Source organism: Nocardia sp. NBC_00403, from assembly GCF_036046055.1.
In the GTDB taxonomy this organism is placed as follows: domain Bacteria; phylum Actinomycetota; class Actinomycetes; order Mycobacteriales; family Mycobacteriaceae; genus Nocardia.
In genome coordinates, this window is the sequence record NZ_CP107939.1 from 6,097,400 (window position 1) to 6,109,485 (window position 12,086).

7 protein-coding genes and 1 pseudogene are annotated in these 12,086 nt (G+C 67.0%); 5 read left to right on the forward strand and 3 right to left on the reverse strand.

From position 1 onward, the window contains the following. Window positions 1-13: 13 nt before the first annotated feature. Window positions 14-3,247 (reverse strand): acetyl-CoA carboxylase family protein, encoded by a 3,234-nt coding sequence (locus OHQ90_RS27030; protein WP_328413128.1) that lies wholly within the window; start codon window positions 3,245-3,247, stop codon window positions 14-16. 49 nt (window positions 3,248-3,296) lie between these two features. Between OHQ90_RS27030 and OHQ90_RS27035 the strand changes: the two genes are divergently transcribed. Continuing rightward, window positions 3,297-3,917, forward strand: coding sequence for a TetR/AcrR family transcriptional regulator (locus tag OHQ90_RS27035; RefSeq protein WP_328402110.1), 621 nt, complete (start codon window positions 3,297-3,299; stop codon window positions 3,915-3,917). Window positions 3,918-4,070: 153 nt separating this feature from the next. Here OHQ90_RS27035 and OHQ90_RS27040 read toward each other — a convergent pair whose 3' ends face one another. After that, window positions 4,071-5,582, reverse strand: coding sequence for a flavin-containing monooxygenase (locus OHQ90_RS27040; RefSeq protein ID WP_328402112.1), 1,512 nt, complete (start codon window positions 5,580-5,582; stop codon window positions 4,071-4,073). Window positions 5,583-6,027: 445 nt separating this feature from the next. Here OHQ90_RS27040 and OHQ90_RS27045 point away from each other — a divergent pair, with 445 nt between their 5' ends. The 4 genes from OHQ90_RS27045 to OHQ90_RS27060 all read left to right on the forward strand — a co-directional run bounded on the left by OHQ90_RS27045 (window position 6,028) and on the right by OHQ90_RS27060 (window position 11,486). After that, entirely contained in the window at window positions 6,028-7,173 is a 1,146-nt protein-coding gene (locus OHQ90_RS27045; protein ID WP_328402114.1) for an LLM class flavin-dependent oxidoreductase, read from the forward strand. A 228-nt stretch (window positions 7,174-7,401) separates the two neighbouring features. Further along, window positions 7,402-8,832, forward strand: a complete 1,431-nt coding sequence (locus OHQ90_RS27050) for an APC family permease (RefSeq protein WP_328402116.1) — start codon at window positions 7,402-7,404, stop codon at window positions 8,830-8,832. A gap of 147 nt (window positions 8,833-8,979) precedes the next feature. Then, window positions 8,980-9,396: a YybH family protein gene (locus OHQ90_RS27055; RefSeq protein WP_328402118.1), complete on the forward strand. Its 417-nt coding sequence runs from the start codon at window positions 8,980-8,982 to the stop codon at window positions 9,394-9,396. A 503-nt stretch (window positions 9,397-9,899) separates the two neighbouring features. Then, a complete protein-coding gene (locus OHQ90_RS27060) occupies window positions 9,900-11,486 on the forward strand; it encodes an alpha/beta hydrolase (RefSeq protein WP_328402121.1) in 1,587 nt (528 codons plus the stop codon). Window positions 11,487-11,495: 9 nt separating this feature from the next. Here the strand turns inward: OHQ90_RS27060 and OHQ90_RS27065 are convergent. After that, a pseudogene (locus OHQ90_RS27065) lies at window positions 11,496-11,867 on the reverse strand (cation transporter); the annotation flags it as partial. Window positions 11,868-12,086 lie beyond the last annotated feature (219 nt).

The following is a 12,086-nucleotide window of genomic DNA, read 5'->3' on the forward strand; positions in this document are numbered from 1 at the left end:
GGGGAGTGCTTCCTCAGTGCAGGGTGCGGATCCAGCGACGGGTGTCGGCAGGATCGATGACGGCATCGAGCTCGAGCACGGTGGCGGCGGTCAGGGCTTTGCCATTGGCGTAGGCGAGTTGGACGAGGTTGTCGAAGGCCTCGCGTTGTTTGCCGGGGTCTTCGATAGCGGCCAACTCTTTGGCGAAGCCGAGGCGAACGGCGCCTTCCAGACCCATGCCACCGATCTCGCCGGTGGGCCAGGCGATGACGAAGCGTGGCGCGCGGAAGGAGCCTGCGGCCATGGCTTGCGCACCGAGGCCGTAACCCTTGCGCAGGATGACAGTACCGAACGGGACCGACAGGGCGGCGGAGTCGATGAACAGCTTGCTGAACTTGGTGACCGTTGCTTGTTTCTCGGCGTCGGGGCCGACCATGAAACCCGGTGTGTCGCAGAGGGAGACGATCGGCAACCCATGGGCGTCGCACAGCTGCAGAAAGGCGCTCAGTTTGTCGGCGGCCGGTGCATCGATCGCGCCGCCCAGGTGGTGGCAGTTGTTGGCAATCAGGCCGAACGGATGGCCTTCCACTCGAATCAGCGCCGTGACGACGCCGACGCCCCAGTCGCGCCGCAGCTCCAGGACTGAGTCGACATCGGCGACGGATTCGATGGCGGCCCGAATATCGAAGGCGCGCAAGCGGTTGTCGGGCACAAGGTGCCGGGAGACGCGCGGATCCGGCGCTTCCCAGTCCCCCACCGCCCCTTGGAAGTACGCCAGGTAGCGGCGCGCGAGCGCGACCGCCTCGGCTTCGTCGCGCGCGACCACATGGACGACGCCATTGCGGCGCTGCACGTCGATGGGCCCAATGTCCTCCGGCGCGTAGACGCCGAGACCGCCGCCCTCGATCATCGCAGGGCCACCCATACCGATATTCGCGTCGGGCGTGGCGATGACGACATCGCAGATGCCGAGCAGTGCGGCGTTGCCCGCGAAACAGCGCCCGGACACGATGCCGATCAAGGGAACTCGGCCCGACAGCGCGCCCATCGCACGAAATGTGGTGACATCGAGACCCGAGATGCCCGCATAGTCGGTGTCGCCCGGTCGCCCGCCACCGCCTTCGGTGAAGAACACCACCGGCAGCCGCTGCTCGTGCGCCAGCGCGAGCATCCGGTCGGTCTTGGCGTGATTGCGCATGCCTTGGGTGCCCGCCAGCACGGTGTAGTCGTAGGACATCACCAACGCGCGAGCCGATTGCGCACCGTAGCGGTCGGCATTGATGGTGGCGATGCCCGCGATCAAGCCGTCTGCGGGCGTGTTCGCGATCAGGTCCTCCTGGCTACGGCGCAGCCGCTGCGCGGCCACCGCGAGCGCGCCGTATTCGATGAAGCTGTCGTCGTCGACCAGCTCGGCGATGTTTTCCCGTGCTGTGCGTCGACCCAGCCGACGGCGTTTGGCCACCGCATCCGGACGCCCCTCGTCCAGCCCGATCCGGTGCCGCTGCCGCACCTGCGCCAAATCCGCGCGCTCAGCGTCCAGGTCCACTGCGGCCATGTCGGCGGCAGGACCGTCGTGGTCGGCGTCGGTCCAGGTCACCAGTAGGGCGTGCGGGTCGACGACCGCTCCCGGTTCGACGACATGACGCAGCACTCGCAGCGGCTGTTGGGCCCGCAGCACGTGCTGCATCTTCATCGCCTCGAGCACGGCCACTTCCGCACCTGCGGGGAGGGTGACACCAGGCGGGGCGAGTGCGACGACGGTGCCGCCCATCGGGGATCGAAGCGCCTGCTCGTCGTCGTGCAATATCTCCTGCGGCCCGCGGGCCGCGGCCGAGTTTTGCTGGGCCGTATCTGCGCCGGGCGACCTGTCCTGCCCCACCTCGGCGGCATTGGCATGCGCCATCCATGGTGCGTAATCCGCTGCGCGACCGGAGAGTTCGTTCATGTTGTCTTCGAACCACGAGGTCGTCACAGTGACCCCGCCGGCGAGCCGGTCGAGGGCTGCGCGCAGCAGACTCGTGTTGGTGTCCACACCGACTATCACCGTCTCCGCCAAAGCATCCGAACATCGCCGCAGCGCAGCCGAGTACGTCGGTCCGTGGGCGATCACCTTCGCCAGCAAGGAGTCGAACTGCGCGCTCTGTCCGATACCCGCGTGCGCGGCGGTGTCGACCCGAACGCCGCCCCCTGTTGGTGGGGCGAAGCGCGTGATGGAGCCCGTGCTCGGCACTATTTCCCCACCCGCGGTCACGAGTTCGGCATTGATCCGCGCCTGCACGGCGAATCCGCGCGCTGCTACGTCGGACAGCTCGAGATCCGCGAGAGCGCATCCCTGCGCGAGATCGAATTGAACCGCCACCAGATCCACACCGGTCACCTCCTCGGTCACCGTGTGCTCGACTTGCAGCCTCGGGTTTACCTCGAGGAACCACGCGTCATCACCGCCGACCAGGAATTCGACGGTGATCACGCCACGGCAGCCCACCGACTCGGCGATCCGGACGGCAGCGCTGTGCAGTCGTTCCCGCAGCGCCGCAGCGAGATTCGGTGCCGGAGCAATTTCGATGAGCTTCTGGTGCCGCCGCTGGACGCTGCAGTCCCGGTCGCCGATCGCGATCGCCCGCGCGCCGTCCGCGACGACCTGGACCTCGATGTGCCGTGCGTCCGGCGCGAGCACTTCGGCATAGACGGTGCCATCACCGAAGCCCGCAAGCGCCTCGGCCACACAGCGCTCGTATGCCTCGGCGATCCGAGATGCTTCGTGCACCACACGCATTCCCCGCCCGCCTCCCCCGGCCGCGGCCTTGACCATCACGCCGCTCGGATGATCCGCGAGCAGTGCCGCGATCTCGGACAGATCGGCACCGGCGGACGTCGCGCGCAGCACCGCGACCCCCGCCCGCTGCGCGGCCTCCCGGGCGGCGAGCTTGTTACCGAAGATCCGCAACACCTCCGGCGCGGGTCCGACGAACACCAACCCCGCTTCCGCACAGGCGGCCGCGAAATCCGCACTCTCACTGAGGAACCCGTAACCCGGATGCACTAGCGCGCCGGAACCTGCCTTGCGCGCTGCGGCAACGACAGCGGCCACATCGAGATACGCCGCCGCCCCGACGCCCGGCAGTTGGACCGCGTCCTCGGCCAGCCGCACCGGCAGCGCTCCCACCTCGTCTGCGGTGTGCATCGCAAGGACCGAGTACGCCCGCTCGCGAGCCGTCCGGATCACCCGGACCGCGACCTCACCTCTGTTCGCCACCGCTATGCGCATGCCGACAGTCTGCGTTGACATTGACGTCAATGTCAACGACGATGATCCCATGACAGAGGCAGGCTGGTCGGTGCGCGCGGCGCGGGAAAGATCGCACACCTCCCGCCATCGCGCGCTACTGGACGCCGCAGCACAGGTCTTCGCTCTCCGCGGCTACGACAAGACCACCGTCGCCGACATCACCACGGCCGCCGGAGTCTCCCGAGCCACCCTGTACGTCTACTTCGCCTCCAAAGAGGAAATCTTCCTCGCCCTCGCCACCCAGGTCCGCGACGATTTCCTCGCTGCCCAGGAACCGGACATCGACTACGCCGATCCGCGAAACATACTGGCCGCCACTATCGAATCCTTCGCCGCCGCCGTCCTCGCCGCAGGCCCGATGCTGCGCCTCATCGACGAACGCGGCGCCGTCGACGACCGCATTGCCGCACTCGCCGAGGAAATCGCCGAACGGCCCATCCGCCGCTTCACCCGCTACCTGGAGCGCCTGCATGCCGCGGATCGGATCGCACCCGCCGTCCCGCCCCGCATCATCGCCGAAACCATCGGCTATACCCTCACCCGCGGCACCTTGGCCCGCGCCACCGCCACCCCCGCCGACCACGGCGAATACCTCGCCCACATCAACACGGTCGCCGACACCCTCCTCAACCCGACCGACCTCCCCTGAGACAACCGACTCCATACCAACCTCGCCCCACCGCAATTTCTCGGGGTGTGCACGCTTTGCGGTGCCTCACATCCGGACCGGATCCCGAAGAATGGTGCGACCAAGGGGCGACCGCCGGGACGCTCGAATGGGGCGAGCTACGGCTGGACTTGGTCAGGCGGTGCGGGAGTCGGCGAGTGAGCGATCGCTGGAGCTGGTTACGACCTGGGCGGGGGTGAAGGCCAGCACGCCGTCTTCGATTGGGCCCTTGCGGAGCATGGTGCGGTCGCGGAAGTAGTTGTTGATCACCTGCCATGGGCCGCGGGTGCCCTGGCGCGGCATCACAGCGTCGCCGCGCTGGATGTAGCCGGAGGTGAGCGCGCCGCCCATCAGCGAGTCTTCGGAGCGGTCGCCGTCCTCGGCCACGGCGACCACCTTGTCGAAGCCGTTGGTCCGCATATGGTTGAGCAGGCGGCAGAAGTATTCCGCTGCCAGATCGGCCTTCAGCGTCCACGATGCGTTCGTGTAGCCGAGCACCACCATGGCGTTGGGAATGCCGCTGAGCAGCGCGCCCTTGTAGGCCACGCGGTCGCGGGTCACCACAGGTTCGCCGTCCACCTCGAGTGTCGCGCCCCCGAGCATCTGCACCGTCAGGCCGGTCGCGCTGATGACGATGTCGGCGGGCAGCTCTGCACCGGACTCGAGCCGGATGCCGGTCTCGGTGAAGGTCGCGATGCGGTCGGTGACGATCGAGGCGCGGCCGCTGCGCAGGACCTTGAAGAGGTCACCGTTGGGGACCACACACAGGCGCTGATCCCACGGGTTGTAGGACGGTGTGAAGTGTCGCATGTCGATGTCCTTGCCGACCTGCATCCGGACCGCGCCGAGCAGCAGCTTCTTGGCCATCTCGGGGTTGGTGCGCGAGAGCTGGAAACTAGCGCGCTGCAGGGCGATATTGCGGGCGCGGCCCAGCTTGTAGGCCACCTTGGCGGGCACGCGGGTGAGCTTCATACCGACTGCGACGGGATCGTCGGCGGGCAGTGCCGTGATGTAGGTCGGCGAGCGCTGCAGCATGGTGACATGCGCGGCATCGTCGCTCATGGCGGGGATCAACGTGATCGCGGTCGCGCCGCTGCCGATCACGACGACGCGTTTGCCTCGGTAGTCGAGATCCGCGGGCCAGTGCTGGGGATGCACGATCTGCCCGCCGAAGTCGGCTTCGCCGGGGAACTCGGGGCGGTACCCGTTGTCGTAGTCGTAGTAGCCGGTGCAGCCGACGAGAAAATTGCTCGTGTACACCTCGGTGGCGCCGCTCTGCTCGTCGACCGCCTCGACCGTCCACAGCCCGGCTTCGGTGGACCAGCGCGCAGTAGTTACCTTCCGCCCGAAACGGATGTGGTCGGTGACGCCGTACTCCGCCGCCGTGTCCTCGATGTACTGCCGGATGTGTGGTCCGTCGGCGAGGACCTTGGTACCGATCCAGGGCCGGAAGCCGTAGCCGAAGGTGTACATATCCGAGTCCGAGCGAATGCCCGGGTAGCGGAAGAGATCCCAGGTGCCACCGATCGCGGTCCTGCGCTCCAGGATCGCGTAGCTGCGCCCGGTCTGCTCGCGGGTCAGATGGCAGGCCATGCCGATTCCGGACAGGCCCGCGCCGATGATCAGTACGTCGACATGCCGCGTCATTGAGGTACTCGTTTCGTCTGGTCTCGCCCGGGCACCCTCGGCCGCGCGTTCCCACGAGATTACGTGTTATCGACAGTTACGTCTAGTGGTGGAGGTCGGCGCGCCCGGGTCTACCATTAGAACCGGGGTGGTTACAAAGGGTGACCCCTGGCCATAACGCGCACATCATGAACGACTGCGGCGCTCACGGCGCGCGGCGTACTGTCCCCAACCCGAGGTGTCGCATGTGTCGCGGAGCTGACCGGACTGCTCGAGGAGTCACCCGCGTCGCGGTCGAGTGCAGTCCGTACCGCGACCGATCCGGCGACCATCACCGCCGAGCGGCGCAGCGCCGACGGCTTTGCCGGCGCCAGGCTCATTCCGCACAAGGTGTCCATCACCGACTTCACCGACACGCGCTTCAACGACCTATTCCCCCGGAACTCCTGAAGGGAGATCGGCTCCGATGAGTCTGTCGTTCCACTGGTTCCTCCCCACCTACGGCGATTCCCGCAGTCTGGTCGCGGGCGGGCACGGCACCTTCATGTCCGGCGATCGCCCCGCGACACTGCGTTACCTCAACCAGATCAGCGCCGCCGCCGAGGACAACGGTTTCGAGGCCGTCCTCACCCCGACCGGCACCTGGTGCGAGGACGCCTGGCTGACCACCGCCATGCTCGTCGAGACCACCGAAACCCTGAAGTTCCTGGTGGCGTTGCGGCCCGGTCTGATCAGCCCCACCCTCGCCGCACAGATGGGCGCGACCTTCCAGCGGCATTCGCGCGGCCGGTTGCTGCTGAATGTGGTGACCGGCGGCGAACCGCACGAGCAGCAGGCCTACGGCGACTTCCTGGACAAGGAGCAGCGCTACGCACGCACCGGCGAATTCCTGCACGTGGTGCGGGAACTGTGGAAATCGGCCGATCCGGTGACCTTGGACGGCGAGCACATCCAGGTGCGCGGCGCCCAGCTGGCCAATCGGCCCGACCCGATCCCGCCGGTGTTCTTCGGCGGTTCGTCCGCGCCGGCGGGCCCGGTGGCCGCTCGGTACGCCGACACTTACCTCACGTGGGGTGAGCCGGTGCTCGCGGTGAGCAGGAAGCTCGACTGGATCCGTGGACTCGCCGTCGATCAGGGCCGCGTCCTGGACTACGGCCTGCGCATCCACGTGATCACCCGCGACACCGCCGAGGAAGCGTGGGCCGAGGCCGACCGTCTGCTGAAGGGCATCGACCCCGCCGATATCGAACGGGTGCAGGCCAGCCTGTCCCGCAGCGAGTCCGAGGGACAGCGTCGCATGTCCGAACTGCACGGCGGCAGCACCGACCGATTGGAGATCGCGCCGAACCTGTGGGCGGGCGTCGGCCTGGTCCGCGGCGGCGCGGGCACCGCACTGGTCGGCTCGCACGAGGAAGTGGCCGAGCGCCTCATCGAGTACTCGAAGGTCGGCGTCAGCCATTTCATCCTCTCCGGCTATCCGCATCTGGAAGAGGCCTACTGGTTCGGTGAGGGCGTGCTGCCCATCCTCGAGCGCAAAGGCCTGTGGCGGAATCCGGTCAACGGAGCGGGCACCCCCGGCACCACCCCGTTCGCGGCGTCCTCCAACAGCTGACGACCGCCCTCGCCGCCCCCGGAAGATGCCGGAATCCATGGCGCGATGGGCACCGCCGTCCGCCGTCGCAGCGAAAAACAGCAGGTGGTGCACCGACGCACGCACTGCGTCGATGCAGGCAGTGCGGCACCCCCAGTCATGGGTACCCGTGTCCCACCGACGAGAATGGTCTGTCGAGTCCGGCCGAGCCGGCGGACTCGGCAGACCATTTTCGTCCAAAGGGAGTACATGACAAGCGCACCAGCGCGGCGGTGGCGCCGCCGCTTCCCCGAAGAAGCGAGCACGCCAGACGCCGGTACCGCCACGCTGAAGCGCAGCCTCGGCCGCGTCGATCTCACTGCGATGGGCGTCGGCACCATCGTCGGTGCGGGCATCTTCGTGATCACTGGAGTGGCCGCGGCGGAGAAGGCCGGTCCGTCTATCGTGCTGTCGTTCGTGCTCGCAGGCACAGTCTGTGTGCTCGTCGCGCTCTGCTACAGCGAGCTCGCCGCAATGGTTCCGGTCTCCGGCAGCGCCTACACCTATACGTACGCGACCCTCGGCGAGGGACCTGCGTTCCTGGTCGGGTGGAATCTGCTGTTGGAATTCGTCATCGCCGGTGCTGCCGTCGCCATCGGCTGGTCCGGCACGGTGGTGTCCGCACTGGACTCGATGTTCGGAATCACGCTGCCGAAGGCCATCACGGCAAGCCCTACCGAGGGTGGTGTCCTCAACCTGCCCGCGGTGCTGATCATCGGGGTGATCGTCGCGGTGCTCGTCGGTGAGGTCTCGCTGACCGCACGCATCACCAAGGCACTGGTCGGCGTGACCATCGGCGTGCTGGTGCTGGTCGTTGCCGTCGGCGCCCCGCATATCGATGTGGGAAACTGGACGCCGTTCGCGCCCTTCGGCCTCGGCGGCGTCGTCGGTGGCGCCGCCATCGCGTTCTTCGCCTTCCTCGGCTTCGATGTGGTCGCGGCCTCGGCGGAGGAAGCTCGCAACCCGCGCCGCGATGTGCCGTTCGCGATCATCGGCACGGTTCTCATCGCCACCCTGCTGTACGCACTCGTCAGCGCGGTACTGACCGGAATCGCCCCCTTCGCGACACTGAACAACGCCTCGCCGATCGCGACCGCCTTCGGCGGACTGCACATCGGCTGGATCGGCAATGTCATCGTGATCGCCTCGATCATCGCGCTCACCAAGGGTCTGCTGCTGATCGTGTACGCACAGGTGCGCCTGATGTTCGCCATGTGTCGTGACCGACTGTTGCCGAACACCCTCGCCACCACCGGCAAGCGCTCCACCCCGGTCCGGCTGACGCTGCTGCTCGGCACCGTCTGCGCAGCGATCGCCGGACTGCTGCCGATCGACATCGTCGTCGAACTGGTGAACATCGGCGCGCTCTCGGCCTTCGCGGTGGTGTGCGTCGGGGTGCTGGTGCTGCGCAAACTGGAACCGAGCCGCGAGCGTCCGTTCCGCACGCCGCTGGTTCCCGTGGTCCCGATCCTCGCGCTGGTCGGCTGCATCTTGCTGGCAACCACACTGGACGCGCTGACCTGGGTCCGTTTCGCGGTCTGGGTGGCCATCGGTATCGCCGTCTACCTGGGCTACGGCCGCAAACGCTCGGTCATGGCCGCACCGGAACCCGCCGCGGAGGCGGTTCGGGCCGAGCGGTAGCGGGCGACTTTTCCGCAATTGGGATCTTGCACGAATTCGACCGAGAGCATTCCCGATTCATTGCGGATAACCAGGGATTTCGGCACGCTCTCTGGCAAGAGTCGCGGCACCCCGCCGTCAACGGCCGCGCGGAAAGGACAAAACCCTATGTCCGATGACGAGAAGCAGATCCGGATCCTGATCGAACGATGGGCCGCCGCGGTGCATGTCGGCGACCTCGCCGGTGTCCTCACCGACCATGCGCCCGACATCGTGATGTTCGATGTGCCGCCGCCGAACGAGGGGATCCGCGGCATCGACGCCTACCGTGACGTCTGGCCCGGCTTCTTCGAATGGCAGGCCAAGGGCGCAACGTTCGACATCGTCTCACTCGAGGTCGCCGCCTCCGGTGACGTGGCCTTCGCCTACGCCCTACTGCTGTGCGGCACCGCGGAGGATTTCGCCACCGATCCGGCGAAACGGCTGCGCCTCACCTTCGGTCTACGCAAGCAGGAAAGGCGCTGGGTCATCGTGCACGAGCACCATTCTTTCCCCGACACCAGTGTCGAATCGGACAACGGCTAGCCCGAGGCCGGCCCTGCGGCTGCACCCGATGCAATCTTGCAGCAGACGTCACTCCGGACATCGCGGCGCAGAACGGAATCGCGCACGGGGCCACGCCAGTCGATCGACAGCCGCGACAACGCTCTGAGCTTTCCTTTTCTCCTTCCAGAACTCCAGCGGCACCTGAAATTTCATCGAATGCCATTGTGCGCACAACGCAGTGCCGCCCTCCTGTTCGGGCGGTAGCAGTGGGTGCGCAATACCGCATCGCGTGCACCGGGAGTTCCACGTGAATCAGCCAGGCGACGAGAAGCATTCGGGCACCCGACCCTCCGCCCGGTAAGAGAATCGGACGGAGGGTCCCGATCCGCCCGGCAGCATCGGACCGATGCTCAACAGTGAGCGCAAGTTCGCTGCGCGGAGTAGTCGATACCGCCTCGGTTTCATTCCTGCGAAGAAAGCCGCGCGCAGCGTCGGGCCCGTGCTCTACTCGAAGGCATTCGTCGGTGATCGGGGGTCTACCCATGCGACGTCGTTTTGGGCTGCTCGGCATCGTGGCGGCTGTACTACTGGTCGCGGGGTCCGGCTGTTCCCCCAACGGACCCGTGCCAGGCAAGGCCATCGCGTCGCCGCAGCCATTTCCGACGCACGAGGCCTATCTGGCGCAACGGGTCGAATGGCAGCCGTGTCGGGAGGAGCCCGACCTGGACTGCGGATCAATTCGCGTTCCGGTCGACTACGAACGCCCGGCTGCCCTAGCCATCACAATGCCGCTGGTCCGGCTGCGCGCGACCGATCCGGCGCATCGACTCGGCGTGCTCACCACCAATCCCGGCGGGCCGGGCGAATCCGGTTACGAGCAAGTGGTATCCGCACGCAACCCGCACGACACCAGCCTGCGCAAGTTCCTTGCCCGCTACGACCTCGTCGGCTTCGACCCGCGCGGTGCCGGCCGCACGGCGGGCGTCAAGTGTCTCGGCGACCGCGAGATGGACGAGTATCTCGCCACCGACTTCACCCCGACCGACGCCGCTGGACTGCACGCAGTCGCGGCGGCGCACAAGCGTTACGCCTCGGCGTGCCTGCGTCAGACCGGCACGTTGCTCGGCTTCGTCGGCACCGAATTCGTCGCTCGCGACATGGACATCATGCGATCGGCCCTCGGCGAGGACACACTCAACTTCATCGGCTTCTCCTACGGCACTCGAATCGGCCAGCAGTATGCCGAGCAGTTTCCACATCGAGTCGGCCGCATGCTGCTGGATTCCGTCGACGATCCGAGCGTCCGGACCGAGCGCTGGGATTTCTCCGGCGCGGAACCCGCGTCGAGCACAGGCCCCGTCGACCTAGCTCCGCGCGACCGTGTCGTACGCGACATGCTCGCCTCGTGCGCGGCCCGGCCGGATTGTCCGGTGGGGACCGATGCCGAAGCGGCGATGCGCGCCCTGCGCGAACTCATCGACCGCATCGACGCGCACCCGATCCCCGCCGCCGACGGCAGGAAGGTGGGCTCGAACCTGGCGCTGATCGGCATCTTCCAGGCGACCTATGACGAAAGATATTGGCCCAGCTTCGAAAAGGCCTTCGCGCAAGCACTGGACGGCGACGGCACCGGATTCGCCCAGCTCGCCGACAGCTATGTCGGTCGCGGCGATTCGGGCGCCTACTCGACCTCCGATTCGGCCTTCTGGGCGGTCCAGTGCGTCAACGACGATCCGGCGACCTACCAGTCGAAGTCCGAGGACGAGATACTGGCGGAGTTGGCGCGGATCGCACGAAGTCGCGCGGTGGCTGCGCCGATTTTCGGCGCCAATCGAGTGTTCAGCACCCCGCTGTGCCTGTTCTGGCCGGTGCCGCCGACACAGCAGTCCAGAGCGGTCGATGCCGCGGGTGCGCCGACCATCGTGCTGCTGAACAACACCGAGGACCCGGCCACGAAACTGGAAGGCGCACAGAACGTCGCGCGCAACCTCGCCGACGCGGTCTTGGTGGTGAACGAACACGAAGGCCACATCGCCTTCGACAACGGCTCGAAATGCATCGACGCGATCGTCGTCGGCTTCTTCCTCGACGGCATCGTCCCCGAGAAGGGGACGCGCTGCCAGGGCTGACCTGCCACGTCAGCCCTGGCAGGCACCGGCGGCGCAGTACGCCGCACCGCGTCGCCCGGCCAGCCCTTCTTTGACGGCAATCGCGGCAATACCCAGTCCCGCGAGGGGATCGGCCCACCGCCATCCGAACAGGCTGTTGAGCACCAATCCGACCAGCAGCACCACCGACAAGTAGGTGCACAGCAGCATCTACTTGGAATCGGCCACCGCAGAACGCGATCCCAGCTCTAGCCCTGCACGCCGCTGCGCGGCCGACAGCACCGGCATGACCAACAGGCTCAACCCCGCCAGCCCGATGCCCACCGCGGAATGCCGCGGTTCGTCGATCCTGAACAGCGAGCGCCCCGCCAGCACCGCTACATAAGCGACCAGCGCGAAGAACATGCCCGACGGGACAGTGCCTCATCCTGCTTGGTGGTAGTCCGCACGCCCATACGATATATAGAATCCTGTATTCAGAAAATCCTGTACCAAATCGGGTTACGGGCTGGATTGGAGGATCGCCGTGTCGCGTCCCGCGCCCGATCAGGTTGCCGCTCCAGCGAATCGCGACACAGTCCACGCCGACCGACAATGCGCCGGCCAGAAGTTGTGACGTGG

Coding starts and splice junctions, on each gene's coding strand:
- OHQ90_RS27030 (WP_328413128.1), bottom strand. CDS start 3,247: ATGCGCATAGCGGTGGCGAACAGAGGTGAGGTCGCGGTCCGGGTGATC.
- OHQ90_RS27035 (WP_328402110.1), top strand. CDS start 3,297: ATGACAGAGGCAGGCTGGTCGGTGCGCGCGGCGCGGGAAAGATCGCAC.
- OHQ90_RS27040 (WP_328402112.1), bottom strand. CDS start 5,582: ATGACGCGGCATGTCGACGTACTGATCATCGGCGCGGGCCTGTCCGGA.
- OHQ90_RS27045 (WP_328402114.1), top strand. CDS start 6,028: ATGAGTCTGTCGTTCCACTGGTTCCTCCCCACCTACGGCGATTCCCGC.
- OHQ90_RS27050 (WP_328402116.1), top strand. CDS start 7,402: ATGACAAGCGCACCAGCGCGGCGGTGGCGCCGCCGCTTCCCCGAAGAA.
- OHQ90_RS27055 (WP_328402118.1), top strand. CDS start 8,980: ATGTCCGATGACGAGAAGCAGATCCGGATCCTGATCGAACGATGGGCC.
- OHQ90_RS27060 (WP_328402121.1), top strand. CDS start 9,900: ATGCGACGTCGTTTTGGGCTGCTCGGCATCGTGGCGGCTGTACTACTG.